This is a genomic window from Shinella lacus (genome assembly GCF_010994755.1).
Lineage (GTDB): Bacteria > Pseudomonadota > Alphaproteobacteria > Rhizobiales > Rhizobiaceae > Shinella > Shinella lacus.
Genome location: NZ_WHSB02000009.1, coordinates 80,710 through 106,439, shown reverse-complemented (window position 1 = coordinate 106,439; position 25,730 = coordinate 80,710). Strand labels below are relative to the sequence as shown.

General features: G+C 65.1%; 25 protein-coding genes. 17 read left to right on the top strand and 8 right to left on the bottom strand.

Annotated features, from left to right (window positions below; genetic code table 11):
• Window positions 1–49 precede the first annotated feature (49 nt).
• The 4 genes from GB927_RS22580 (at window position 50) to GB927_RS22565 (ending at window position 2,456) form a co-directional block, all read left to right on the top strand.
• On the top strand, window positions 50–775 hold the full coding sequence (locus tag GB927_RS22580) for a beta-ketoacyl-ACP reductase (protein WP_256119475.1): 726 nt from the start codon (window positions 50–52) through the stop codon (window positions 773–775).
• 77 nt (window positions 776–852) lie between these two features.
• The gene (locus GB927_RS22575; RefSeq protein WP_256119474.1) at window positions 853–1,161 is read left to right on the top strand and encodes a 4a-hydroxytetrahydrobiopterin dehydratase; all 309 of its coding nucleotides are present in this window, start codon (window positions 853–855) and stop codon (window positions 1,159–1,161) included.
• A 71-nt stretch (window positions 1,162–1,232) separates the two neighbouring features.
• Window positions 1,233–1,622 carry a YkvA family protein gene (locus GB927_RS22570; RefSeq protein ID WP_256119473.1) on the top strand — a complete coding sequence of 130 codons (390 nt, stop codon included), beginning with the start codon at window positions 1,233–1,235 and terminating at the stop codon, window positions 1,620–1,622.
• Between the two features lie 330 nt (window positions 1,623–1,952).
• Complete coding sequence (locus GB927_RS22565; RefSeq protein ID WP_256119472.1) at window positions 1,953–2,456, top strand: invasion associated locus B family protein; 504 nt, start codon at window positions 1,953–1,955, stop codon at window positions 2,454–2,456.
• A 63-nt stretch (window positions 2,457–2,519) separates the two neighbouring features.
• Here the strand turns inward: GB927_RS22565 and GB927_RS22560 are convergent, their stop codons facing one another.
• The gene (locus GB927_RS22560) at window positions 2,520–3,920 is read right to left on the bottom strand and encodes an MFS transporter (RefSeq protein WP_256119471.1); all 1,401 of its coding nucleotides are present in this window, start codon (window positions 3,918–3,920) and stop codon (window positions 2,520–2,522) included.
• A gap of 129 nt (window positions 3,921–4,049) precedes the next feature.
• On the opposite strand from GB927_RS22560, the gene GB927_RS22555 reads away from it, so the two are divergent.
• From GB927_RS22555 to GB927_RS22530, 6 genes are all read left to right on the top strand, one after another.
• A complete protein-coding gene (locus GB927_RS22555) occupies window positions 4,050–4,952 on the top strand; it encodes a LysR family transcriptional regulator (protein ID WP_256119470.1) in 903 nt (300 codons plus the stop codon).
• A 151-nt stretch (window positions 4,953–5,103) separates the two neighbouring features.
• Complete coding sequence (gene rlmN / locus GB927_RS22550; RefSeq protein ID WP_256119469.1) at window positions 5,104–6,342, top strand: dual-specificity RNA methyltransferase RlmN; 1,239 nt, start codon at window positions 5,104–5,106, stop codon at window positions 6,340–6,342.
• A gap of 117 nt (window positions 6,343–6,459) precedes the next feature.
• The gene (locus GB927_RS22545) at window positions 6,460–7,413 is read left to right on the top strand and encodes an ABC transporter substrate-binding protein (RefSeq protein ID WP_256119468.1); all 954 of its coding nucleotides are present in this window, start codon (window positions 6,460–6,462) and stop codon (window positions 7,411–7,413) included.
• Window positions 7,414–7,541: 128 nt separating this feature from the next.
• Entirely contained in the window at window positions 7,542–8,420 is an 879-nt protein-coding gene (locus GB927_RS22540; protein ID WP_256119467.1) for an ABC transporter permease, read from the top strand.
• Window positions 8,420–9,214 (top strand): ABC transporter ATP-binding protein, encoded by a 795-nt coding sequence (locus GB927_RS22535; protein WP_256119466.1) that lies wholly within the window; start codon window positions 8,420–8,422, stop codon window positions 9,212–9,214. The genes GB927_RS22540 and GB927_RS22535 overlap by 1 nt, the downstream gene beginning before the upstream one ends.
• Window positions 9,215–9,273: 59 nt before the next feature.
• Window positions 9,274–9,879, top strand: coding sequence for a DUF1287 domain-containing protein (locus GB927_RS22530; RefSeq protein WP_256119465.1), 606 nt, complete (start codon window positions 9,274–9,276; stop codon window positions 9,877–9,879).
• Window positions 9,880–9,885: 6 nt separating this feature from the next.
• Here GB927_RS22530 and GB927_RS22525 read toward each other — a convergent pair whose 3' ends face one another.
• The gene (locus GB927_RS22525) at window positions 9,886–10,527 is read right to left on the bottom strand and encodes a LysE family translocator (protein WP_256119464.1); all 642 of its coding nucleotides are present in this window, start codon (window positions 10,525–10,527) and stop codon (window positions 9,886–9,888) included.
• A gap of 84 nt (window positions 10,528–10,611) precedes the next feature.
• Window positions 10,612–11,463, bottom strand: a complete 852-nt coding sequence (locus GB927_RS22520; RefSeq protein WP_256119463.1) for an SDR family NAD(P)-dependent oxidoreductase — start codon at window positions 11,461–11,463, stop codon at window positions 10,612–10,614.
• 183 nt (window positions 11,464–11,646) lie between these two features.
• On the opposite strand from GB927_RS22520, the gene GB927_RS22515 reads away from it, so the two are divergent.
• Window positions 11,647–12,870, top strand: a complete 1,224-nt coding sequence (locus tag GB927_RS22515) for an argininosuccinate synthase (RefSeq protein WP_256119462.1) — start codon at window positions 11,647–11,649, stop codon at window positions 12,868–12,870.
• Window positions 12,871–12,925: 55 nt separating this feature from the next.
• Here the strand turns inward: GB927_RS22515 and GB927_RS22510 are convergent, their stop codons facing one another.
• Together GB927_RS22510 and GB927_RS22505 are read right to left on the bottom strand one after the other, a co-directional pair.
• Window positions 12,926–14,128, bottom strand: a complete 1,203-nt coding sequence (locus tag GB927_RS22510; RefSeq protein ID WP_256119578.1) for a multidrug effflux MFS transporter — start codon at window positions 14,126–14,128, stop codon at window positions 12,926–12,928.
• An 11-nt stretch (window positions 14,129–14,139) separates the two neighbouring features.
• A complete protein-coding gene (locus tag GB927_RS22505) occupies window positions 14,140–14,625 on the bottom strand; it encodes a MarR family winged helix-turn-helix transcriptional regulator (protein ID WP_256119461.1) in 486 nt (161 codons plus the stop codon).
• Window positions 14,626–14,799: 174 nt separating this feature from the next.
• Between GB927_RS22505 and GB927_RS22500 the strand changes: the two genes are divergently transcribed.
• Window positions 14,800–15,441, top strand: a complete 642-nt coding sequence (locus GB927_RS22500) for a LysE family translocator (RefSeq protein WP_256119460.1) — start codon at window positions 14,800–14,802, stop codon at window positions 15,439–15,441.
• On the opposite strand, the gene GB927_RS22495 is transcribed toward GB927_RS22500, so the two are convergent.
• Both GB927_RS22495 and GB927_RS22490 read right to left on the bottom strand, forming a co-directional pair.
• Window positions 15,438–16,829 (bottom strand): sensor histidine kinase, encoded by a 1,392-nt coding sequence (locus GB927_RS22495; protein ID WP_256119459.1) that lies wholly within the window; start codon window positions 16,827–16,829, stop codon window positions 15,438–15,440. The genes GB927_RS22500 and GB927_RS22495 overlap by 4 nt on opposite strands.
• Window positions 16,826–17,500 carry a response regulator gene (locus tag GB927_RS22490; protein WP_256119458.1) on the bottom strand — a complete coding sequence of 225 codons (675 nt, stop codon included), beginning with the start codon at window positions 17,498–17,500 and terminating at the stop codon, window positions 16,826–16,828. The genes GB927_RS22495 and GB927_RS22490 overlap by 4 nt, the downstream gene beginning before the upstream one ends.
• Before the next feature lie 79 nt (window positions 17,501–17,579).
• Here GB927_RS22490 and GB927_RS22485 point away from each other — a divergent pair, with 79 nt between their 5' ends.
• From GB927_RS22485 to GB927_RS22470, 4 genes are all read left to right on the top strand, one after another.
• Entirely contained in the window at window positions 17,580–18,647 is a 1,068-nt protein-coding gene (locus GB927_RS22485; RefSeq protein ID WP_256119457.1) for an ABC transporter substrate-binding protein, read from the top strand.
• Window positions 18,648–18,879: 232 nt separating this feature from the next.
• Window positions 18,880–19,824, top strand: a complete 945-nt coding sequence (locus tag GB927_RS22480) for a Bug family tripartite tricarboxylate transporter substrate binding protein (protein WP_256119456.1) — start codon at window positions 18,880–18,882, stop codon at window positions 19,822–19,824.
• Entirely contained in the window at window positions 19,821–20,309 is a 489-nt protein-coding gene (locus GB927_RS22475; RefSeq protein WP_256119455.1) for a tripartite tricarboxylate transporter TctB family protein, read from the top strand. Before GB927_RS22480 ends, GB927_RS22475 begins: the two co-directional genes overlap by 4 nt.
• A gap of 11 nt (window positions 20,310–20,320) precedes the next feature.
• Window positions 20,321–21,838, top strand: a complete 1,518-nt coding sequence (locus GB927_RS22470; RefSeq protein WP_256119454.1) for a tripartite tricarboxylate transporter permease — start codon at window positions 20,321–20,323, stop codon at window positions 21,836–21,838.
• 267 nt (window positions 21,839–22,105) lie between these two features.
• Here GB927_RS22470 and GB927_RS22465 read toward each other — a convergent pair whose 3' ends face one another.
• Complete coding sequence (locus tag GB927_RS22465) at window positions 22,106–23,224, bottom strand: DUF475 domain-containing protein (RefSeq protein WP_256119453.1); 1,119 nt, start codon at window positions 23,222–23,224, stop codon at window positions 22,106–22,108.
• Between the two features lie 386 nt (window positions 23,225–23,610).
• Here GB927_RS22465 and GB927_RS22460 point away from each other — a divergent pair, with 386 nt between their 5' ends.
• Entirely contained in the window at window positions 23,611–25,671 is a 2,061-nt protein-coding gene (locus tag GB927_RS22460) for a M3 family metallopeptidase (RefSeq protein ID WP_256119452.1), read from the top strand.
• The last annotated feature ends 59 nt before the right edge of the window (window positions 25,672–25,730 follow it).

The window sequence follows — 25,730 nt, the reverse complement described above, 5'->3', positions numbered from 1 at the left end:
CAACGGGGCGACGGGTCTATACGAAAACAAACTAAGGGGAGTGAGCCACATGAGCAGGGTAGCATTGGTAACGGGTGGATCGCGGGGCATCGGTGCCGCCATTTCGGTGGCGCTGAAGGCAGCCGGGTACAAGGTGGCTGCAAGCTATGCCGGCAATGACGACGCCGCCAACGCCTTCAAGGCGGAAACCGGCATCCCGGTCTACAAGTGGGATGTTGCGAGCTACGAGGCCTGCGTCGAGGGCATCGGCAAGGTGGAGGCCGATCTCGGTCCCGTGGACATTCTCGTCAACAACGCCGGCATCACCAAGGACGCGATGTTCCACAAGATGACGCCCGACCAGTGGGGCGCCGTCATCAACACCAACCTCACCGGCCTCTTCAACATGACCCACCCGGTCTGGACCGGCATGCGCGACCGCAGCTTCGGCCGCGTCATCAACATCTCCTCCATCAACGGCCAGAAGGGCCAGATGGGCCAGGCGAACTATTCCGCCGCCAAGGCCGGCGACCTCGGTTTCACCAAGGCGCTCGCCCAGGAGGGTGCCGCCAAGGGCATCACCGTCAACGCCATCTGCCCCGGCTATATCGGCACGGAAATGGTGCGCGCCATCCCGGAAAAGGTGCTGAACGAGCGCATCATCCCGCAGATCCCGGTCGGCCGCCTCGGCGAGCCGGAGGAGATCGCCCGCATCGTCGTCTTCCTCGCCTCGGACGATGCCGGTTTCATCACCGGCTCCACCGTTTCGGCAAACGGCGGCCAGTTCTTCGTCTGAGCTTTTCCAACGATAAGGAACACGGCGCCTTCGGGCGCCGTTTTCATATGGTAGGATCGGAAAAAGGAGAGGGCGCCATGAAACAGGAAAAACTGAGCGAAGAGGCGATTTCCGAAGCGCTGGCGGGTCTCGACGGCTGGACCCGCTCGGACGACGGCATCGCCATCGAGAAGAAATACAAGTTCAAGACCTTTCGCGAGGCGTTCGGCTTCATGACCGAGGGGGCGCTGGCCGCGGAAAAATTCAACCACCACCCCGAATGGTTCAACGTCTATAACCGCGTCGAGGTGCGGCTCACCAACCATGATGCGGGCGGGTTGACCGAGCTCGACATGAAGCTCGCGACCGCAATGGACAAGGCTGCGGGCGAACGCACGAAGAGTTGAAGGCGCGTGAAGGCATTCCCATATGATTCCCGCCGGGCTTTTCCGGCATCGCCACCTGAAGGAGGCCATGCATGGATGATGTGAAGATCGGCGAGATCCTTCTGCCGGGAGACGAGGACGAGCAGGAGCGCCAGGAAAGCCGCGTGAAACGGCGGTTCTGGCCGGTCCTGAAGCGCGCGATGCGCCAGGTTCCCTTCTCCCGCGATCTCGTGGCCGCCTACTACTGCGCGCTGGATTCCCGCACGCCGACGCGGGTTCGCGGCATTCTGCTGGCCGCGCTCGCCTATTTCGTGCTGCCGCTCGATGGCGTGCCGGATTTCTTCGCGCTTGTCGGCTTTTCCGACGATATTGCCGTGCTGACGGCCGCCTTCGCGGCGATCCGCGGGCATATCCGCGAGGACCATTATGTGGCCGCCGACAAGGCCATGGCGGACGAGCCGGACGGGCAGCCCGCTCGGTAAATCCGGCTGCCTGCCGATCGTCGTTCCACCCGCGGTAGCGCAAGTCAAATTCTTGCCCTATTCCTTGTGCCTTAAATGATTTCGACGGGTTTCTATCTCACCAAAAGGGGACTGGGGACGCCCGCCTTTCTTCTGAAGGCAGCGGCGGGATTTCGACGCAAATTTGTCCCGGTGCGGCGCGGTAACCCTGAGTAAAATGGCCCCTGTTGACGGTTTGGTAACCTGAATTAAGTCAAAATGAATTAAATCGTCATCATGCATGGCCGACACCGGCATCGAAGGCGCCGCCTTCGGTCGGCAAACCACAGGCAAGACAACCGGCAGGAAAACATGTTCGTAAGAAAGCTCGCAACCGCACTCGCCCTCGTTCTCGCGACCGCAGGCGTTGCCTCCGCCCAATCGCCGACGCGCATTCAGCAGTTCAACGCCTGGGGCGCCTATTCCTACCAGGCGAACGGCGGCAAGGTCTGCTACGTGCTCTCCGTGCCGAAGGAAAAGAACCCGGCCGGCGTCGATCACGGCGACGTGTTCTTCCTCGTCTCGCAGCGCCCGGGCCAGAACATCAGCTACGAGCCGCAGGCGATGATGGGCTATCCGCTGCAGGAAAACTCCAAGGTCAACGTCGTCATCGATGGCCGCACCTTCGTGATGTTCACCAAGGGCAATTCGGCCTGGGTGGAAAACGCCGCGGAAGAGCCCGCCCTCGTCAATGCCATGAAGAGCGGCAAGGACATGCAGGTCCAGGCGAAATCGCGCCGCGGCACGGGCACGGCCTATTCCTATTCGCTCTCCGGCATTTCGGCGGCGCTGAAGCAGATCGAAGGCTGCCGCTGAGGCATTCACTCGTTAAAACAAAAAGGGCCGGCATCACGCCGGCCCTTTTTGTTTGTGCGGTTGTCAGGCGGCGGCGCGCTTCAGGCCGGGTGCGGCGAGCGCCAGCGCCGCGAGCAGCAGGGCGGCGGCCACTGCGAAGGTGACATGCATGCCCGTCTCCACGGCCGGGCCGTTCGCGCCCGCGACGTCCTTCGTGCCGACGGCCAGCGTGAAGACCGTTCCCATCAGCGAGGCGCCGGTGATCAGGCCGAGATTGCGCGACAGGTTGAGCAGGCCCGAGGTGACGCCCCGTTCATCCGCGGCAATGCCCGTCATGACGGCGGCGTTGTTGGCGGCCTGGAAGAGCTGGTAGCCGGGCGTCAGCACGACGATCGCCGCGATATAGCCGGCAAGGCCGACGAGCGCGGAAAGCACCGGCATGGCCACGGCACCCGTCGCCATGCTGGCAAGCCCGGCGGCGACCATGGGGGCCGCGCCGAAACGGTCGACCAGGCGGCCGGCCAGAAAGCCGGTCAGCACGGAAACCACGGGACCGATCGCCAGCACGAAGCCGACCTGCGCCGGACCGAGGCCGAGCGTGCGGGACAGGTAGAACGGTCCCACGACCAGCGTCACCATGATCACCGTTGCGACGAGCACGTTGGCGGCAAGGCTCGCGGGAAAACCCTCCCGGCGAAAGGCGGCCGGCCGGATCAGCGGAAAGGCGGCGCGGCGCTGCCGAAGAACGAAGAGCGCTGCGCCGACGGCCGATGCGGCGAGGAGCGCGGCATTCACGCCGCCAAGCCGGCCTTGGCCCGCCGTCATCGCCAGCGCATAAGCTGAGAGGGTGGCGGCCAGCAGGCCGGTGCCGAGGAGGTCGAAACGACCGACCGTGGCAGCGCCGCGATCGGCGGGCAGGAAGCGCTGGACCAGCACGAAGGCGAGAAGGCCGAAGGGTACGGCGACGAGGAAGATGGCCGACCAGCCGAAGCCGCTGATCAGCAATCCACCCAGCGAGGGGCCAAGCGCCGTGCCGACGGCGGACATGGTGCCGAGCAGGCCCATGACACTGCCGATGCGCTCCTTCGGCACGGTTTCGCTGACGAAGGCCATGGCGAGCGCCATCATGGCGGCGGCGCCGAGCCCCTGGGCGGCGCGGGCGGCAATCAAGAGCGGCAGCGAGGACGCGAGGCCGCAGAGCGCCGAGGCGGCGGAAAACAGCGCCAGGCCGGCCAGAAGCAGCCGGCGGCGGCCGAGAAGATCGCCGAGGCGGCCTATGCTGGCGATCAGCACGGTGCTGGCCAGAAGATAGGCGAGCACCACCCATTGGACCTGCTGGAACGGGGCGGAAAACACATCCGCCAGCGTCGGCAGCGCGACATTGGCGATGCTGGTGCCGAGCGAGGACAAAAGGATGCAGAGCGAGAGGCCGGCGAGCGCACCCGCCCTGCTGCGTTTTGCCATTGTGGTTTGTGGGTCGTTCATCGTCTGCTCCTTACGGTTTCCTGAGAAGCAGATAGGCCGTCGCGAAAGATGGCGGAACGCGCATCATTTGCATTCTATTCGTGCGTCTGACGCCATGTCATCTTTCCGCGGGCGTGTTAGGATCACACCATGTCGCGACCCGATCTCAACCTTCTCGTCACGCTCGACGTGCTGCTGGCCGAGGGCAATGTCGCGCGCGCCGCGCAGCGGCTGCGGCTCAGCCCCTCGGCGATGAGCCGCGCGCTGGCGCGCCTGCGGGATGTGACCGGCGATCCGCTGCTCGTGCGCGCCGGGCGCGGCCTCGTGCCGACGCCACGGGCGCTGGAGCTGCGCGAAGAGGTCGGCCGGGTCGTCGCGGAGGCCGAAATGCTGCTGCGGCCGGCCAAAATCCTCGACCTCGGGAGCCTTGAGCGCACCTTCACGCTGCGCAACCGCGAGGGTTTCGTCGATACGTTCGGGCCGGCGCTGCTGGCGCGCGTCTTGCGGGAGGCGCCCGGGGTCAAGCTCCGCTTCGTGCCGAAACCCGACAAGGAGAGCACGCCGCTGCGCGACGGCGTGGTGGACATCGAAACGGGCGTGATCGGCGGCACGACGGGACCGGAGGTCCGGGCGCAGGCGCTTCTTCGCGACCGTTTCATCGGTGTCGTGCGGCAGGGGCATCCGCTGCTGGACGGCCCGATGACCCCGGAACGTTTTGCGCAGGGCGACCATATCGTGGTGTCGCGGGGGCGGCGCGAGCGCGGCCCGGTGGACGAGGCCCTGGAGCGTATCGGCCTCAAGCGCAGCATTGCCGTCACCGTCGCAAGCTTTTCCGAGGCCGTGACGCTGGCGAGAAGCTCCGACCTGATCGCGCAGGTGTCGGACCGCTCGACGACGCGGTTTCGCGAGGGCATGGCAAGCTTCGCCCTTCCGGTCGACGTGCCGGAATTCACCGTCTCCATGCTCTGGCATCCGCGCATGGATGCCGACCCGGCGCATCGCTGGCTGCGGGCCTGCCTGCGCGAGGTCTGCGCCGACCGGCAAGGCAGGTGACTTTCTGTCGGAACAATGCTAAAGGGCCGGCAACTGGGCTTCGCGCTGCATCGAGCGGCGCTGAGCGGCCCGCAATGAACTTCTTGTCGAGCATGAACCGTTTGCGGCGCAAAAGCCTGCGCCGGCGCTTCCTGTTCCTGAGGATGAGCCGATGGCAAGCATGGATTTTCTGAACACGGCCGAGCCGGTCAAGGCACCGGTGGTCCGCACCCTTCCGGCCGCCGAAAAGCCGTCGCTGATCGGCCTTTCGCGCGAGGATATGGGTCGTGCGCTTGCCGAAAAGGGCATTCCCGAGCGTCAGGTGAAGATGCGCGTCAGCCAGCTCTGGCACTGGCTCTATGTGCGCGGCGTTTCCGATTTCGACGATATGGCCAATATCTCCAAGGACATGCGCGAGATGCTGAAGAAGCATTTCACCATCGCCCGTCCGGAAATCGTCGAGGAACAGGTTTCGGCCGATGGCACGCGCAAGTGGCTCTTACGCTTCCCGCCGCGCGGCGCCGGCCGTCCGGTCGAGATCGAGACCGTCTACATTCCCGAAGAGGGCCGCGGCACGCTGTGCATTTCCAGTCAGGTCGGCTGCACGCTCACCTGCTCCTTCTGTCACACCGGCACGCAGAAGCTGGTGCGCAACCTGACCGCCGAGGAAATCCTCGCCCAGCTGCTGCTTGCCCGCGACCGGCTCGGCGATTTTCCGGACCGCGACACGCCGGCCGGCATGATCGCGCCCGCCGAAGGCCGGAAGGTCTCCAACATCGTCATGATGGGCATGGGCGAGCCGCTCTACAATTTCGAGAGCGTCAAGACGGCGCTGCTGATCGCCACCGACGGCGACGGCCTGTCGCTCTCGCGCCGCCGCGTCACGCTGTCGACCTCCGGCATCGTGCCGGAAATCTATCGCACCGGCTCGGAAATCGGCGTCATGCTGGCGATCTCGCTGCACGCGGTGCGCGATGACCTGCGCGACATGCTGGTGCCGATCAACAAGAAGTACCCGCTGAAGGAACTGCTCGACGCCTGCCGCGCCTATCCGAGCCTGTCGAACGCCCGCCGCATCACCTTCGAATATGTGATGCTGAAGGACGTGAACGACTCGCTGGAAGACGCCAAGCTGCTCATCCAGCTCCTCAAGGGCATTCCGGCGAAGATCAACCTGATCCCATTCAACCCCTGGCCGGGCACCAACTACCAGTGTTCGGACTGGGAGCAGATCGAGCGTTTCGCCGATTTCATCAACCAGGCCGGTTACGCCTCGCCGATCCGCACCCCGCGCGGCCGCGACATCCTGGCCGCCTGCGGCCAGTTGAAATCGGAATCCGAGCGCATGCGCAAGGTCGACCGCATGGCCTTCGAGGCGATGATGATCGTCGGTCATGGCGAGGACGACTGAGGCCGTTTTGCCGCAGCTTCCTATCAGAAATTGTGATCGAAGAAGCGGATTCCGAGAATTGATTTGAAGGCCCGTTTTGCCTAGAAACTGGCCAAAATCATTCTAGGGAGATCCTCCATGCGTCAACTTTTGCTCGCTTTTGCGGCCACGCTCGCGATTTCGCTGCCTGCGAAGGCCGAAGACGTCACGGTTGCCGTGACTGCCATCGTCGAACATCCGGCCCTCGATGCCGCCCGGGACGGCGTCAAGGAAGCGCTGGAAGCGGCCGGCTACAAGGAAGGCGAGAACCTGACCTTCCTCTACGAATCGGCGCAGGGCAACCCCGCGACGGCAGCGCAGATCGCCCGCCAGTTCGCCGGCGAAGAGCCGAGCGTCATTGTGCCCATCTCCACCCCGTCCGCGCAGGCCGTCGTCTCCTCGACGCGCGACATCCCAGTCGTCTTCACGGCCGTCTCCGATCCGCTGGGCGCGCAGCTCGTCAAGGACATGGACAAGCCGGGCGGCAATGTCACGGGCCTCTCCGACATGTCGCCGGTCGCCGAACATCTGGCGCTGATCAAGGAAATCCTGCCCAACGCCAAGACGATCGGCTTCCTCTACAATTCGGGTGAGGCGAACTCCGTGTCGCTGCTCGCCGTCTTGAAGACGGAAGCGGAAAAGGCCGGCCTGACGGTCGTCGAATCCGCCGCCACCAAGTCGGCCGAAGTGCAGGGTGCCGCGCGTGCGCTCGTCGGCCGTGCCGACGCGATCTACATCCCGACGGACAACACGATCATCTCGGCGCTCGAAGGTGCCGTCGCCGTTGCCGAAGAAGCCAAGCTTCCGCTCTTCACCGCCGATACGGATTCCGTCTCGCGTGGCGCCATTGCGGCGCTCGGCTTCAACTACAAGGACGTCGGCCGCCAGACGGGTGAGATCGTCGTGCGCATCCTCAAGGGTGAAAACCCGGGCGATATCGCCGTGAAGGTTGCCGCCGGCACCGACCTCGTCGTCAACAAGGCTGCCGCGACCAAGATGGGCGTGACGCTGCCGGAAGCCGTCGTCGGCCGCGCGACCCGCGTCATCGAATAATCCGCCGTCCACCGGACAGCTAAAATCGCAGCCAACCGCTGCCGGATCGCCCGGCAGCGGTTGATCTGTTAAAAAAGACCCCTCCCGCAAGACCCGCGGAAAGGGTGAAGAGAGAAAGCGTAAGAGCCGTGAGCCTGATTGCCTTCTGGGGTGCCGTCGAACTGGGGCTGGTCTATGCCTTCGTCGCGATCGGCGTTTACCTTGCCTTCCGCGTGCTGGATTTTCCGGACCTGACCGTGGACGGGTCCTTCCCGCTCGGCGCGGCCGTCACGGCGGTGCTGATCATCGCGGGCGTCAATCCCTGGCTTTCGGCCGCGGTCGCCATGCTGGCCGGTGCCGGCGCGGGCCTCGTGACGGCGATGCTGAACGTGCGCTTCCGCATCCTCAACCTGCTCGCCTCGATCCTCACGATGATCGCGCTCTTCTCGGTCAACCTGCGTGTCATGGGCAAGCCGAACGTTGCGCTGATCAATGCGGACACGATGATCAGCCCGTTCTTCGGCCTCGGCCTTCGTGATTTCTACGTCCGTCCGCTCTTCGTCGGCATACTCGTGCTCGTCGCCGTCGTGGTGGTCTGGCGCTTCCTCGAAAGTGATGCCGGCCTGTCGATGCGCGCGACCGGGGCGAATGCCCGCATGGCCCGCGCGCAGGGCGTCGATACCAACCGCCAGATCTATCTCGGCATCGCGCTCTCCAATGCGCTGGTGGCGCTCGGCGGGGCGCTCTTTGCCCAGACGAACGGCTTTGCCGATGTCACCTCCGGTGTCGGCACCATCGTCGTCGGCCTTGCCGCCGTCATCATCGGCGAGACGCTGTTTGGCACCCGTGGCCTGCTGATGGCCTTGATCGGCTGCGTGCTGGGGTCGATCCTCTACCGCATCGCCATCCAGCTTGCGCTCTCTTCCGATATACTGGGGCTCCAGGCCTCCGACCTCAATTTCGTGACGGCGCTGCTCGTCACCGTGGCGCTCGTGCTGCCGCGCCTTCGCCGCGGGGGAGCCGCCTGATGATCTCCGTTTCCGACATCAAGGTCACCTTCGGCAAGGGCACGCCGTTGCAGAAACAGGCGCTGAACGGTGTCAGCCTCACCATCGAAGAAGGCCAGTTCGTCACCGTCATCGGCTCGAACGGCGCCGGCAAATCGACGCTGCTCGGCGTGCTCGCCGGCGACGTGATCGCCACCGAGGGCCAGGTGAACATCGGCACGACAGATGTCACCCGCCAGGGCACGGCCGCCCGCGCTGGCCGCGTTGCCCGCGTCTTCCAGGATCCGCTGACGGGAAGCTGCGGAGCGCTGTCCATCGAGGAGAACCTGGCGCTCGCCGCCCGCCGTGGCGAACGGCGCGGCCTTTCCTCGGCGCTTGGCCCACAGCGCCGCGCGCATTTCCGCGAGCGCATTGCCGAGTTGAACCTCGGCCTTGAAAACCGCATGCGCGACCGGATGGACCTGCTTTCCGGCGGCCAGCGGCAGGCCGTTTCGCTGGTCATGGCGACGCTTGCCGGCTCCGACGTGTTGTTGCTCGACGAGCATACCGCGGCGCTCGATCCGGGCATGGCGGAATTCATCATGACCCTTACGCAGAAGATCGTTTCCGAGCGCAAGCTGACCACCCTCATGGTGACGCATTCGATGCGCCAGGCGCTCGATTACGGCCACCGCACCGTCATGTTGCATGGCGGAGAGATCGTGCTCGACGTCTCGGGCGACAGCCGCAAGACGCTGCAGGTCGAGGACCTGATCGCGATGTTCCGCAAGATGCGCGGCCAGACGCTCGACGACGACGCGCTGCTGATCGGCTGACGCCCACAAAGCGCCCGAATCCGGCAGCAGCTTTTGTCTGTCGGATTTTGGGGATGTTCATGCTGTTTCGCCGTACGCTGCTGGCCGGTGGCCTGTCTTCCGGGTTCGTGCTCGCCCTGCCGGCTCTCTTGCGGGCAGAGGCTGCCGCGGCGGATCGGCTCGTTGCGGCTGCGCGAAAACAGGTCGGCGTCACGCTGACCTATGATGCGGCCTATTCGAGGCTCGATTATCCCGGCGGCGACGTGCCAAGGGAGCGCGGCGTGTGCACGGATGTGCTGGTCCGGGCGTACCGGGACGGGCTTGGCATCGACCTTCAGGTGCTGGTGCACGAGGACATGCGGCGGGCCTTCTCCGCCTATCCGGCCCTCTGGGGCCTGAAGAAGACCGACCGCAACATCGATCATCGCCGGGTGCCCAACCTCCAGACGTTCTTCAAACGGGCGGGTGCGGGACTGGCGGTGAGCGCTGATGGCGCGGACTATCTGCCGGGCGATATCGTCTCGCAGATGCTGCCGGGCAATCTTCCTCATATCGGGATCGTGGCGGATGCGCGTTCGTCCGACGGCGCCCGGCCGCTCGTCGTGCACAATGTCGGTGCCGGCGCGCGTCTTGAGGATGTGCTCTTTGCCTACAAGATCACCGGGCACTACCGCTACGGGGTATGACCGCCCTCACTTCGCCTGCGTGAGAAAAATCTTCATCGCGAAAACCGAAAAGACGCCGGCGAAGGTGTAGTCGATGCCGCGCAGCACCTTCGGGTTCCGCTGGAGCCAGGTCGAGAGCCGGTCGGCGGCGAAGATCACGAGGATGTTGACCGGAATGCCGACGACGATGAAGAACAGGCCGAGGAAGATCAGCTTGCCGGTGACATCCGGATCGCCGGCCGAGATGAACTGCGGCAGGAAGGTCATGAAGAAGATGATGACCTTCGGGTTGAGCAGGTTCACCCAGAAGCCGCTGGAAATGTTCGAGAATGCGGTGCCCCGCGGGCCGGCGGCGGTCTTGACCGAAAAATTCGAGCCGTAGCGGATTGCCTGGATGGCGAGCCAGAGCAGATAGGCGGCACCGCCGGTCTTCAGGATCATGAAGGCGGTCGGCGAGGCTGTGATGAGCGCCGAAATGCCGAAGGCGACGAGCAGCGTGTGCACCACGATGCCGAGGCTGGTGCCGACCACCACGAAGAGCGCCGGGCCGCGGCCCTGCGACAGCGCCCGGCTGATCGAGAGCGTCATGTCCGGGCCGGGCGTGGCGGCGAGAAGCAGGCTCGCGGCCGTGAAGGCGAGAAGCGTCGGGAGAGTGGGCAGGACATCCATGAGGGTGCGTCTCGAAAGCCGGAGGGGATGCGAAATCCCTAGTCCGGCTTCCGGCAAAATACCAATCAAGCTTTGTGATGGGCGTTATTCGCCCTCGACGAACGCCCTGAAAGGCTCTGCATAGTCCTTGTGCCAGCGCGAGAGCGGCGGGCGGTTTTCGATGACATCGCCGATCGCCCAGGCCATGCGGCGCTCGTCGAGCGCACGGGGCACGTCATTGTCGGGGCAAAGGATGTAGAAATCGCCGCGCTCCAGGCTGTCCATCATGAAGTCGACGGTCTGCGCCGCCGTCCAGGCGGCATCCGGCTTTTCCGTGCGGTCGCCCTTGGTGAGGCCGGTGAAGACGAAGCCGGGGATCAGCAGGTGGGCGGAGATCTTTGCGCCCTCGGTGTTGCGCAGTTCGTGCTGGAGCGCCTCGGTGAAGACTTTCACGCCGGCCTTGGAGACATTATAGGCGGGGTTGCCGGGCGGCGTGGTGATGCCCTGCTTGGAGCCGGTATTGATGATGAGACCCGGCTCGCCATGGGCCAGCATGTTGGGGCCGAAGGTCTGCGTGCCGTGGATCACGCCCATCAGGTTGACGGTGAGGATATGGTCCCAGTTCGCCTCGGCGCTGAAGATCGACGTGCCCGGCTGGATGCCGGCATTGTTCATCAGCACATGCACGCGCCCGAAGCGCTGGAGAACGGCGCGTTCCAGCGCCTCCAGCTCATGGCGGTGCGCGACGTTCGTCTCCACCGCCATGACATTCGCCTCGCCGGCAATGGCTTCCAGTTCGGCGCGCGCCTCACCCAGCCGGTCGGCGTCGAGATCGGCGATGGCGACGCACATGCCGGCCTCGGCGAAGCGCCGGGCAGCGGCCAGCCCGATACCGGAAGCGCCGCCGGTGATGACGGCGACATTGGACTCCTGGATGATGTCTTGGATGTTCGTCATGGGTCACCCCTTCCATGGTTCACTGAGGCGAATATGGGTTGCGATGGCGCGCTGTCAAATTTGGCTTGCGTCACGACGCGTCGGGCGCCACCCTTGCGTCACGCGCCAATCTCGCTAAAAGTGCCGCGACACCGGGCCTTGCGGGTTGCCGCAGTTCCTTTCCATGCAACGGACCTCATCATCATGGCATCATACAAAGACGTGAAGAAAGTCGTGCTCGCCTATTCCGGCGGCCTCGATACCTCGATCATCCTGAAGTGGCTTCAGACTGAACTCAACGCTGAGGTCGTGACGTTTACGGCCGACCTCGGCCAGGGCGAAGAGCTGGAGCCGGCGCGCAAGAAAGCCGAGATGCTCGGCATCAAGGAGATCTTCATCGAGGACGTGCGCGAGGAATTCGTGCGCGATTTCGTCTTCCCGATGTTCCGTGCCAATGCGGTCTATGAGGGCGTCTACCTGCTCGGCACCTCGATCGCCCGTCCGCTGATCTCCAAGCACCTGATCGAGATCGCCGCCAAGACCGGTGCCGATGCCATCGCGCATGGCGCGACCGGCAAGGGCAACGACCAGGTCCGCTTCGAGCTTTCGGCCTATGCGCTGAACCCGGATATCAAGATCATCGCGCCGTGGCGCGACTGGTCGTTCAAGAGCCGCACGCACCTGCTCGAATTCGCCGAGCAGCACCAGATTCCGGTCGCCAAGGACAAGAAGGGCGAAGCGCCGTTCTCCGTCGATGCGAACCTGCTGCACTCCTCTTCCGAGGGCAAGGTGCTGGAAGATCCGGCCGTGGAAGCGCCGGAATATGTGCACATGCGCACCATTTCGCCGGAAGCGGCTCCCGACAAGGCGACCACGATCAAGGTCGGCTTCGAGCGCGGCGATGCCGTCTCGATCAACGGCGTGCGCATGTCGCCGGCCACCCTGCTGGCGACGCTCAACAACTATGGCCGCGACAACGGCATCGGCCGCCTCGACCTCGTGGAAAACCGCTTCGTCGGCATGAAGTCGCGCGGCGTCTACGAGACGCCCGGCGGCACGATCCTGCTGGCCGCGCACCGCGCGATCGAGTCGATCACGCTCGACCGGGGTGCCGCCCACCTCAAGGACGACCTGATGCCGCGGTATGCGGAGCTTATCTATTACGGCTTCTGGTTCTCGCCGGAGCGCGAGATGTTGCAGGCGCTGATCGACCGGAGCCAGGAGCATGTCGAGGGTGAAGTGACGCTGAAGCTCTACAAAGGCAATGTCATGGTTACCGGCCGTGAATCGCCGAAGTCGCTCTATTCCGACAAGCTCGTCACCTTCGAGGACGACCAGGGCGCCTACGACCAGAAGGACGCCGCTGGCTTCATCAAGCTGAACGCGCTGCGCCTGCGCACGCTCGCCGCCCGCAACCGCCGCGGCTGATCGGACGAGCAATCAACGAAAAGGCCCGCTGCCGGGGACGGTAGCGGGCCTTTTGTTATTCAGCCGGTTCCGTCGCGAGCTGGCCGTCGCGCAGGCAGACGGCGCGATACCAGGCGTAGGCGAGCAGGGCCATGAGGCCCATGACCGGGATGATGGTGCCGAAGGCGAAGAGGGGAAGGCCGATGACGGCGGCGACGAGGCCGGCGATGAAGCCGGCGCCCATCTGGATGAAACCCATGGCGGCCGAGGCCGAGCCGGCAATGTGCGGGAAGGGCTCCATCGCGGCGGTCATCATGTAGGGCATGACGAAAGCGATGCCGAAGGCGTAGATGCCGACAGGCCCCATGACGCTGAGGAAGCTCGGCACCATCAGGTGCGAGGTGCCGGCGATCAGGATGCTGGCAATGCCGATGAAGCAGAGGCCGGGGAAGACGAGGCGGGCCGGCGCCGTGCTGCGCATGAGAACGCGCACGCAGATCGTGCCGGCGAAGAAGAAGCCCGACTGCATGAGCATGCCGACGCCGAACTGGGTGGGCGTCAGGCCGACCTTGCCGATCAGCACGAAGGGCAGCATGGTCGCCTGGCCGTAGAGCGCGCCGACGGCACCCGCCATGACGAGCGTGGCGGAGACGAAGCGGCTGCTCGTCGCAAGCTCGCGATAGCCGCGCAGGATGGGGCCGATATGGCCCTTGGCCCGGTCCGGCACGGTGGTTTCTGCCATGAAGCCATAAACGGCGCCGCAGGCGATGAGCGCGAAGCCGACCATCAGGAAGAAGATCGACTGCCAGCCGAACAGGCCGAGCGCGAAGCCGCCGAGCGTCGGCGAGACGGCGGGGCCGATGGCGAGCATCATGCCGACCATGTTCATGATGCGGGCCGCCTCGGTGCCGGTGAACTGGTCGCGCACGATGGCGCGCGCGACGGTCATGCCGACGGAGGCGCCGATGCCCTGGATGAGGCGACCGGCCAGCAGCACGTCGACGCTGGGCGCGAAGGCGGCCATCAGGCTGCCGGCGAGGTAGATGACCATGAAGATCAGCGTCGTCTTGCGGCGGCCGAGCACGTCCGACATGGTGCCGGAGACGAGCTGCGACAGCGCGAAGCCGGCGAAATAGACCGAGAGCGTCAGCTTGATTGCGGATTCCGTCGAGGTGAAGGCGTGCACCAGCTCCGGCATGGCCGGCGTGTAGAGCGCCATGGAGACGGGGCCGAGGGCCACGAGGAAGGCGGCGATGATGCTCGTGCGCCGTTCGCTCATGCGTGGCGCAGTCACAGGATCGGTTCCTTGACGAGCGCCAGCGCGGAACTGTCTTCCTCCAGCGCCACCAGATTGGCCCGCAGCCGCTTTAGCTGGCCGCGCATGATGTCGAGTTCCGCCTCGCCGATGCCGCTCGTCACATGCTGCATCAGCTCGATCTGCTCGATGCGGATATTGGCGATGGGCTCGCCGGCGGTCGGCGTGGTGAAGATCAGCTTGGCGCGGCGGTCGGCCGGGTCCGGGCGGCGCTCGATGAAGCCGAGGCTCTGCAACCGGTCGAGATAGGTGGAGAGCGTCATCGGCTCGATGCCCATGCGCTGGGCGATGTCGAGTTGGCGGCTGCCCTCCAGCGTCGCGATGCGCACGAGGGTGCGCGCCTCTCCGGGCGTGAGGCCGAGGCCGGCGGTGGCGATGCGGCGCTCGAAGGCACTGCGCAACATACGGGCAACGTCAATAAGGACGAAACCGAGGGCGTCGGGATCGGGACGAGGGGACATGATCGCTTTCTGGCTATTGTAAGTTTAACTTACTATGCATTGTCGCGGCGGACAACAGCCCAGCCCCGGCCGCAATGCATGGCTGCCTTGCGAAATGACAAATTCCTGGGCAGCCGATCTTGACGAAAGGCGCGACGCAGACTGAAGTGCCTGGAGATTCAAGGGGATTTTCGCATGACCGGTTCGATGCTGTTCGGCGCTTTCATAGCTGCCCTGCTTTACGTGCTCATCCCCGGGCCGGCCTTCCTCGCCCTTCTCGGCATCGGCGCCGGGCAGGGGCGCAAGGCGGGCGCGCTTTTCATGGGCGGGCATCTTGTCGGCGATCTCATCTGGTCGTCGCTGGCGCTGGTTGCGATCGTCGGCGCCAAGACGATCGGCACGATGGTGTTCGACGTGCTGGGGCTGCTCTGCGGCTTCTACCTCGCCTGGATCGGCTGGTCGGCGCTTCGGGCACGGCCGCGCACCGACGGCGCCGCGCTGATGACGGTCGAGCGGCCGCTGCGTCGTGGGCTGATCTTCGGCCTCACCAATCCGAAGGGTTATCCGGTGGCGCTCGCGACCTTCACGGCGCTGCTCGCCAGCTCCTCGAATGCGCTCGATTTCGATGCCCTGCCGGCCCTGCTCGCCGTCTCGTTCTTCGGCTTTGTGCTGGCGGATGTCATCATGGTCGCGATCATCGGCGCCAGCCTGGTGCGCCGCTTCTACCGCCGCCATGAACTGGCGATCGTGCGCATGTCCGGCCTGCTCTTCATGGGGTTTGCCGTGCAGGCGGTCTGGCACGCGGCGCCGGGCCTTCTCGGCTGGCGCCGGCCCTAAAGGTTCGTTGCCGGAAAGCGGATCGTCACCTTGAGGCCCCGACCGTCCGCGCCGTCGTCGAGCACCATCGACGCATCGAACAGCGCCGCGATCTCCTCGACGATCGGCAGGCCGAGGCCCATGCCGGGCGCATCACGGTGTTCGCCGCGCGAAAAGCGCTGGCGCACGAGGCCGCGGCGCTCAGGCGCGATGCCGGGCCCGTTGTCCTCCACGGTGAGCAGCACGGCATCCGCGGCCTCGCGCACGCTGACCGTCACCTCCGCGCCGCGGCCGGCATAGGCGATGGCGTTTTCCATGAGGTTTCGCAGCAGTTCGCCGAAGAGCAACGGCTCGGCGCGGGCGAGCGCCGGTCCTTCGCCCTCGTAGCCGAGGTCGATGCCGGCCTCGGCGGCGGCCGGCACGCGGTCGGCGGTAAGCTGCTGGGCGAGGGCCGCGATGTCGATCGGCGGCGGCTTTTGCGGCTCGTTCGAGCCGGCGGCGTCGATTTTCGCCATCAGCAGGAGCTGGGCGAGGATGCGTTCGGCATGGGCCACGGCGGCATCGCCCTTGCGGGCGGCATCCTGTGCCTCCTCCAGCGTCGCGGCCCGGCTGGCGAGCGCCAGCTGGGTGCGGATGATGGCGAGCGGCGTGCGCAGCTGGTGGCTGGCATTGCCGGAAAAGTGGCGCAACGCATCGAGTGCGGATTGCAGGCGCACCATGAAGGAATTGACCGTATCGACGACGCCCTGCACCTCGCTCGGCACGCGCTGCTCGATCGGGTGCAGGTCGTTCGGATTGCGCTCGGAAATGGCGTCGCTGAGGCGGTAGAGCGGGCGCAGCGACACGGTGACGGCGATCCAGACGATGGTGGCGGCGCCGGCGATCATGAAGGCGAGGCGCAGCGCCGAGCGCAGCAGGATGGCCTGGGCCAGCTGCCGGCGCGCGATGGTGGTTTCCGCCACCGTGACGGCGAAGGGCACGGAGTTGATGCCGGTGGAGGCCGAGCGTTGCAGCACGGCGATGCGGATCGGCTCGCCGCGGAAGGTTGCGTCCTCGAAGCCGATCGACTGGCCCTGCATGTCCGGGATGGTCGGCAGGGTCTGGTAACCGGTGATGAACTGGCCGGGCGGCCCGTCGACGCGGTAGAAGACGCGGTCCTGCGCGGCAGACGTCAGCATTTCCAGCGCGACATAGGGGATGTCGACCTCCAGGCTGCCGTTCTCCGTCACCACGACGCGTTCGGCAATGGCGAGCGCGGAGCCGGCGAGCACGCGGTCGGAGACGGTGTTGGCGGTCTTCACCGCCTCGCGATACGTGTCGATGAGCGCGACGATGCCGATCACTGCCGTCGAGACGAGCAGCCATAGGAGCAGGCGCCGGCGGAGCGAGGAGGCCGGGAAGAGGGTCAAGCGGCGGGCGCCTTGTCGAGGTAGTAGCCGATGCCGCGGGCGGTGCGCACCGTCAGGCCGTGCGGCGCGAGGCGTTTGCGAAGCCGACTGACATATTGTTCGATGGCATTGGCGGAAAGATCGTCGTCGAAGGCGGCGAGCGATTGCATGATCGCCTCCTTGGCCACCACCTTTCCGGCGCGCATGAAGAGGATTTCGAGCAGGCCGAGCTCGCGGGCCGGGATGTCGAGCGGCGCACCCTCGGCGGAGAAGGTGCGCGAATTGAGGTCGAGCGCCACGCCGCCATAGGTGATCGCCGAGGATCGCAGGCCCGCCTGGCGGCGCAGCAGCATGCGCACCCGCGCCTCGAATTCCGAAATGTCGAAGGGTTTGATCATGTAGTCGTCCGCGCCGAGATCGAGGCCGCGCACCCGCTCCTCCGGGGCGCCGCGCGCGGTCAGGATCAACACGGATGCCTTGTCTTTCCGGGCGCGCATGGCGCGCAGCACATCGAGGCCGTCCATTTCCGGCAGCGTCAGGTCGAGAATGACGAGGTCGAAGTTTTCCGATGCGATTGCCGCGTCCGCCGACGCGCCGTCGCGCACCACGTCCACGGCATGGCCGGTGCCCTTGAGGATAGCGGACAGGCCATCCGCGAGCGCTTCGTTGTCCTCGACCAGTAGAATGCGCACGTCGTTTCGTCCTCCTGCGCCAAGTCTAACGGCGGCGGGTGCACTTGTGAACGGGCGTCCGCTTTGGCAAGGTCATCTCATGCGTCTTGTCCTCACCCTTCTTGCGCTGCTTGCGGCCCCCCTTTCCGCTCTTGCCGAGCCGACCTTCTTTCCGGCGCATGACGGCAATGCGGATGCGCCGGTGCTCGTCGTCTATTCCTCGCTCGACGAGCCGCTCGCCCGGCCGATGATCAAGGGGTTCCAGGAGGCCAACCCCGACGTCGCGGTGCGCTATGACGAGATGCTGACCGGCGAGGTGCACGACCGCATCGTGCGCGAGACGGATGCCGGCCAGAAGACCGCCGACTTCGCCTTCTCCTCGGCGATGGACCTGCAGGTGAAGCTCAGCAATGACGGTTACGCCCAGCGCAGCGACCTGCCGATGAGCGACCGCTGGCCGCAATGGGCGAACTGGCGCAACACCGCCTATGCGCTGACCTTCGAGCCCGCCGTCTTCGTCTACCACAAGCCGAGCTTCAAGGACGAGAAGCCGCCGGCATCGCGTGCCGAATTCGTCGAATACCTGAAGCGCCAGGGCGAGAAGGTCTATGGCCGCATCGGCACCTATGACATCGAGCGTTCCGGCGTCGGCTTCCTCTTCATGGCGCGCGACCAGGAGCAGTTCGGCGATATCTGGACGGTGATCCAGGCAATGGGCGCAGCCGGGGTGAAACTCTATTCGACGAGTTCGGCGATCCTGGAGCGCGTCGCCGACGGGCGTTTCGTGCTCGGCTACAACATTCTCGGCTCCTACGCGGCGGACTGGGCGTCGCGCCATCCGGATGTCGGCATCGTGCTGCCGAAGGACTATACCGTCGTCATGTCGCGCATCGGCCTCGTGCCGCAGGCGGCGGCGTCCCCCGAGCTCGGCCGGCGCTACCTCGCCTTCTTCATGTCGAAGGAGGGCCAGACGATCATGGCGCGCGAATTGCAGATCGCCGCCGTCAGCCCGGAGGTCTCCGGTTCCAACACGGCGCGCACGATGAGCGCGCTGCTCGGCGCGCAGCTGAAGCCCGTGCCGGTGAGCCCGGGCCTCATGGTCTATCTCGACCAGGTGAAGCGGGCGCGGCTGATTGCGCGCTGGAACGAGGTCCTGCGCACGCAATAATGGCCTTGGCGCTCGACAATGCCGGTTCGTGCGCTACCATGTCAGGTAGATGTCAGCTTCTTGTGCTGGTTTAGGGCTCTTATCGTCCGTGGAGGCGGACGGAAGACCTGGGAGGAGACTTCAGCCGAAATCGCGCCCGCGAACCCTGTTCGCGTTGCCCGCGGCCGATCCGTTCCTCCCCCCATAAGCAACGACGCGCGGATTTCAGCCGCGCCTGATGGAGGACACACTCTTGAAACATTTCTTCCTGGCATCCCTTATCGCCGGCGCCATGGCGCTGCCGGCCTTCGCCGCAGATTATTCGATCATCGCACCGGCCGGCCCCGGCGGCGGCTGGGACCAGACGGCCCGCTCGCTGCAGACGGTCCTGCAGGATGAAAAGATTTCCGGCAGCGTGCAGGTCATCAACGTTCCGGGCGCCGGCGGCACGATCGGCCTTGCCCAGTTCGCCAGCCAGAATTCCGGCAATGCCAACGCCCTCATCATCGGCGGCTACGTCATGGTCGGCGCGATCCTCACCAACCAGTCGCCGGTCACCCTCAAGGATGTCACGCCGATCGCCCGCCTCACCGGCGAGTATGAAGCGATCGTCGTTCCGGCCGCTTCGCCGATCCAGAACATGCAGGACCTCGTCACCGCGCTCAAGGCGGATCCGGGCGCGGTTTCCTGGGCTGGCGGCTCGGCCGGCGGCACGGACCACATCGCCGTCGGCCTGATCGCCAAGGCGGCCGGCGTCGACCCGACCAAGATCAACTACATTGCCTATGCGGGCGGTGGTGAAGCGCTCGCCGCGATCCTCGGCAACCAGGTGACGGCCGGCATTTCCGGCTATGGCGAGTTCGAAGCCCAGGTGAAGGCTGGCACGCTGCGCCTGATCGCCATCTCCAGCGCCGAGCGTGTCGAAGGCATCGACGCGCCGACCATCAAGGAAGGCGGCCTCGACGTCGTCGTCGAAAACTGGCGCATGGTTGCTGCCGCTCCCGGCCTTTCGGCCGAGCAGGTGGCTGCGATCAACGCCGACATCGAGAAGGTGGTCAATTCCGACTCCTGGAAGGAAATCCTGAAGACCAAGGGTTGGCAGAACACCTATCTCGCCGGCGACGCCTTCAAGGCGCAGCTCGACAAGGATGTCGCCTCGACGGAAGCCATCCTCAAGGACATCGGGCTCGTCAAATGAGCGAGGTCCCGTCCTCACACGGAAAGCGCCGCCCTGATCGGGCGGCGCTGGTCATCGCACCGGTCCTCTTCATCCTCGCCGCCGTGATCTGGTGGGATGCCGGACGCCTTGCGGAGATGAGCAACTACTCCCGAATCGGGCCTGCCACGGTGCCGCATGTCGTGGCCATCGGCCTGGCACTGCTTGCCATCTGGACCGGTTTCGAAGCCTGGCGCGGTGATTTTCCCGAGCGCGAGCCCATTGAGATCCAGCCGGTCGTGATGATCGTCGCCGGCCTTGCCGGGCAGATGCTGCTGCTCAAGACCGCGGGCTTTTCCATCGCGACAGGCGTGCTCTTTGCGCTCACCGCCTTCGGCTTCGGCCGGCGCAAGCTCTGGATATCGCTGCCGATCGGCATCGCGCTGAGCTTCGTCGTCTTCATCATCTTCGGCCGCTTCCTGCAACTCTCGCTGCCCGCCGGGCCGCTCGAGCACCTGTTCTTCTGAGGGCCTGACCGATGGGTACTTTCGAATTCCTGTTGCAGGGCGTCGCCATTGCCGCCCAGCCGATGAACCTGCTCTACGCACTGATCGGCGTCACGCTCGGCACCGCCGTCGGCGTTCTGCCCGGCATCGGCCCGGCGCTCACCGTGGCGCTGCTGCTGCCCGTCACCTACAAGCTCGATCCGGCAGGCTCGCTGATCATGTTCGCCGGCATCTACTACGGCGGCATGTATGGCGGCTCGACGACGTCGATCCTGCTCAACACGCCGGGCGAAAGCGCCTCGGTCGTCACCGCGCTCGAAGGCAACAAGATGGCGCGCGCCGGGCGCGGCGGACCGGCGCTTGCGACGGCGGCGATCGGCTCCTTCGTTGCCGGCCTCATCGCGACGCTCGGCCTCGCCTTCATCGCGCCCTTCGTGGTGAAGTTCGCGCTCTCCTTCGGCCCGCGCGAATATTTCGCGCTGATGGTGCTCGCCTTCGTCACCGTGTCGGCCGCCTTCGGCGATTCGACGCTGCGCGGCCTCACCGCCCTCTTCGTCGGCCTCGGCCTTGCCGTCATCGGCATCGACCAGCAGACCGGCCAGGCGCGGCTTTCCTTCGGCATTCCGGACCTGCTCGACGGCATCGAGGTGACGACGCTCGCCGTCGCCATGTTCGCCATCGGCGAGACGCTTTACGTCGCCTGTCAGGGCGACCGCATCCCCGAGAAGGTGGAGGCGGTCAAGGGCTCGGTCTGGATGAGCAAGGAGGACTGGGCGCGCTCCTGGAAACCCTGGCTGCGCGGCACCTTCATCGGCTTCCCGATCGGCGCCATGCCGGCGGGCGGCGCCTCCATCGCGAGCTTCCTGTCCTATTCGACGGAAAAGCAGTTCTCCAAGCACAAGGACGAGTTCGGCAAGGGCGCCATCGAGGGCGTCGCCGGTCCGGAAGCGGCGAACAATGCGTCCGCCGCCGGTACGCTCGTGCCACTGCTGTCCCTCGGCCTGCCGACGACGGCGACAGCGGCGATCATGCTCGCCGGCTTCCAGCAATACGGGCTCCAGCCCGGCCCGCTCTTGTTTGCGACCAATCCGCAACTCGTCTGGGGCCTCATCGCCAGCCTGCTCATTGCCAATTTCATGCTGCTGGTGCTGAACCTGCCGTTGATCGGCCTCTGGGTAAAGCTGCTGACCATCCCCAAGCCCTGGCTCTATGCGGGCATCCTGCTGTTTGCGACCCTCGGCACGATCGGCGCCAATCCGTCGGTGTTCGAGCTCGGCATGCTGCTGACCTTCGGCCTGCTCGGTTTCGCCATGCGCATCTTCGGCTATCCGATCGCGCCCGTCGTCGTCGGCCTCATTCTCGGGCCGATGGCGGAACAGCAGCTGCGCCGCGCATTGGCGATCAGCCAGGGCGACGTCACCTCGCTCTTCATGTCGCCGATCGCGGCCGTGCTCTTTGCGGTCGCGGTTCTCGCCGTCGTCGTGCCGCTCATCCTGCGCGCGCGGGGCAAGGGCGAAGTTCTCTCGCAGTTTGCGGCGAACGAAGACTGATACTGTTCTTTAACGATTGAAAACATGCAGGCCGGAAATCTCGTTTCCGGCCTGCATCATTTGCATGGCTGGCCTGACAATCCGTCTGTTGTTCTTTCGGGCCTGAAGCATCATCTTCTGCTCGTAAGCTAAAACAGAAAGCGAGCAATCCAAATGACCACCCTCCGCAACTCCTTCGCCCAGGGCTTCTTCGGCCGGGCCTTCTGTATTTCGGGTCGCTTCTTCCTGGAAGAAGAAGCCGGCCGTCGAAACGGCCGGCTCGGTTTCTTAGGCTTTCTCGCCGAGCTGTGCCGCGACGCGGTCGCCGGCATGCGGGGCGCTGTGATGCCCCGTTTCCTTCTCGCGCCTGTTGTAGCGGATAGAGGACCAGAGCGAGATGCCGATGAGCGTGGCGCCGCCAAGGCCGGTAATGACCTCCGGAATGTGCACTAGCGTCTGGCAATACATGACCACCGAGAGGATCAAGATCGCGTAGAACGCGCCGTGCTCCAGGTAGCGGTATTCGGCCAGCATGCCCTTTTCCACCAGCATAATGGTCATCGAGCGCACATACATGGCGCCGATGCCGAGGCCGATGGCGATGACGAAGAGGTTCTGCGTCAGCGCAAAGGCGCCGATGACGCCATCGAAGGAGAAGCTGGCGTCGAGCACTTCCAGATAGATGAAGGCGCCGAGGCCGCCCTTGGCCGCTTCCGACATCGCCTTCTGCGACGCATCAAGCAGGCCACCGATCACTTCCACTGCCAGGAAGGTGAGAAGGCCGTAGACCGCCGCATGCACGAAGGTGTTGGCCTCCGCCGGTTCCAGAAGCTTCGAGAAACCGATGATGAGCGCGAGAACGAAGGCGATCTCGATGCCCTTGACGGTCGCAGACCGAGCCATGTGCTTCTCGATGAAGCCGATCCAGTGCACGTCCTTCTCATGGTTGAAGAAGTAGGTGAGGCCGACCATCATGAGGAAGGTGCCGCCGAAGGCAGCGATCGGCAGGTGCGCGTCATTCATGATGCGGGCATATTCCGCAGGCTCGCGGGCTGCGAGGATGAGCGCATCGATCGGGCCGATACCGGCGGCGATGACGACGATCAGCAGCGGGAAGACGATGCGCATGCCGAAGACGGCAATCAGGATGCCCCAGGTCAGGAACCGGCGTTGCCAGACCGGCGTCATGTCCTTGAGCTTGTTGGCATTCACAATGGCATTGTCGAAGGAGAGCGAAATCTCCAGCACCGCGAGAACGGCGCAGATGAAGAAGACGGTCGCCATGCCGGAGATCGTTCCGGTCGTCTGCCAGCCGAGCCAGGCGCCGAGCGCCAGGCCGATGCCGGTCGAGATTAATGCCCATTTGAGATAGGAGAGGGTGGTCTTGCCTTCGCCGTTGCCGATCATGACAGCGCCTCCATTCTGGAAGCCACGGTGAGGGAAGAAACGAGTTTGCGCATACCACAACGGGCATGCGGGTAAGGCATGGTCAGGATGTTCATGTGCGTATGAATCCGCCGGCTAATTGCTGGCGGTACCGACATCACGAGAGCGCCGTAAAAACTCTCGCCAGAGGGGCCCGGCACCAGGGTTCCCGCGGCAACCCAAGTCAAAGGCCGCGGATGGGGCTGTTCTCTCCGAAGTTGCCTTCCGCGTCAAGAGGCAGGGCGCCACATCGTCCAAACGCGGACAGGCGCGTCCGGTTCCCGTATTTTCTGGTGGGCGCCCTGTACCAATGCCCCTGTCCCTTCCTATATTCGCCGCACGATGATTTGCCAGGAAGGACCAGCCCCATGACCGAAACGCGCATCGATCCCGCCCTCGTCGAATGGACCGGCCTCAACGGCCTGCCGCGTTTCGATCTCGTCAAGGACGAGGCCTTCGCGGCGAGCTTCGATGTGGCGCTGGCGTCGCACGAGGCGGAGATCGACGCTATCGCCGGCAATCCGGAGCCCGCGACCTTCGAGAACACCATCGTCGCGCTCGAAACCGCCGGCGATGAGCTTTCCCGCGTCTCGGCGCTGTTCTGGAGCCGGGCGGGCGCCAACACCAACGACGTGATCCAGGCGCTGGAACGCGAGATCGCGCCAAAAATGTCGCGGCACTATTCGAAGATCGGCACCAACGCCGCGCTCTTCCAGCGCATCGATGCGCTGTGGGAAGGCCGGGAGGCCCTAGGGCTCTCGCTGGAGCAGACCCGGGTGCTGGAACGGCACTGGAAGGGTTTCGTTAAATCCGGCGCCAAGCTCGAAAAGCCCGAGCAGGAACGGCTCTCCTCGATCAACGAGACGCTGGCCGGTCTCGGCGCGAAATTCGGCCAGAACGTGCTCGCCGACGAGAAGGAGTGGGCGCTCTATCTCGACGAGGGCGATGTGCTCGATGGCCTGCCGGATTTCCTGAAAGACGCCATGGCGGCGGCGGCGCGGGAACGCGGCCATGACGGGCGCTATGCGGTGACGCTGTCGCGCTCGATCATCGAGCCGTTCCTCACCGCCTCAGCACGGCGCGACCTGCGCGAGCAGGCCTTCAGGGCCTGGGTGGCGCGCGGCGAAAACGAGGGGGCTACGGACAATCGCGGCATCGTCAAGGAGACGCTGACGCTGCGCGCCGAAAAGGCCGGCCTGCTCGGCTACGAGAATTTCGCGGCGCTGAAGCTCGACAACACGATGGCGAAGACGCCGCAGGCGGTGAACGGCCTCTTGATGCAGGTCTGGGAAAAGGCTGTGGCTCGGGCGCGCGAGGAGGAGGCGGAACTTGCCGCCCTTGTCGCGGAGGAAGGGCGCAACCACGAGGTCATGCCCTGGGACTGGCGCTATTATGCGGAAAAGCAGCGCTCCCGGAAATTCAACTTCTCCGAGGCCGAACTGAAACCCTACCTCCAGCTCGAAAAGATCATCGAGGCCTGCTTCGATGTCGCCGAACGCCTGTTCGATATCCACGCGATCGAGAAGAAGGATGTGCCGGCCTATCATCCCGACGTGCGGGTCTTCGAGATCCGCGATCGCAACGACAAACTCGTCGCCATGTTTCTCGGCGATTATTTCGCCCGCTCGTCAAAACGCTCCGGCGCCTGGATGAGCTCCTACCAGAGCCAGCACCGCCTGCCGCTCAAGAATGGCACCGTCGGCGAAATCCCGATCATCTACAACGTCTGCAATTTCGCGAAGCCCGCGGAAGGCAAGCCGGCGCTGCTTTCGCTCGACGATGCACGCACGCTGTTCCACGAATTCGGTCATGCGCTGCACGGTATGCTGTCCGACGTCACCTATCCCTCCGTCTCGGGCACCGGCGTGTCGCGCGATTTCGTCGAGCTGCCCTCGCAACTCTACGAACATTGGCTGACCGTGCCGGAAATTTTGACGCGTTATGCGGTGCATTACCAGACGGGCGAGGCGATGCCGCAGGCGCTGCTCGACAAGGTTCTCGCTGCCCGCACCTTCAATTCCGGCTTTGCGACGGTGGAGTTCACCTCCTCCGCGCTGGTCGACATGGCGTTTCATACGCGCGGTCCGGTGGACGATCCGATGACGGTGCAGGCGGAGGTACTGGAAAAGATCGGCCTGCCGAAATCCATCGTCATGCGCCACGCGACGCCGCACTTCCAGCACGTCTTCTCCGGTGACGGCTATTCGGCCGGCTACTATTCCTACATGTGGTCGGAGGTGCTGGATGCCGACGCCTTCGCCGCCTTCACCGAGACGGGCGACGCCTTCAACCCCGCCATGGCCGAACGGCTGAAGACCTACATCTACGCCGTCGGCGGCTCCGTCGACCCGGAAGACGCCTACAAGGCCTTCCGCGGCAAGCTGCCGAGCCCGGAGGCGATGCTGGAGAAAAAGGGGCTGGCGGCCTGACGGGCCGCCTTCTCTTTCGAAGGTCGTCCCCACCCACCAACGTCATCCTCGGGCTTGAC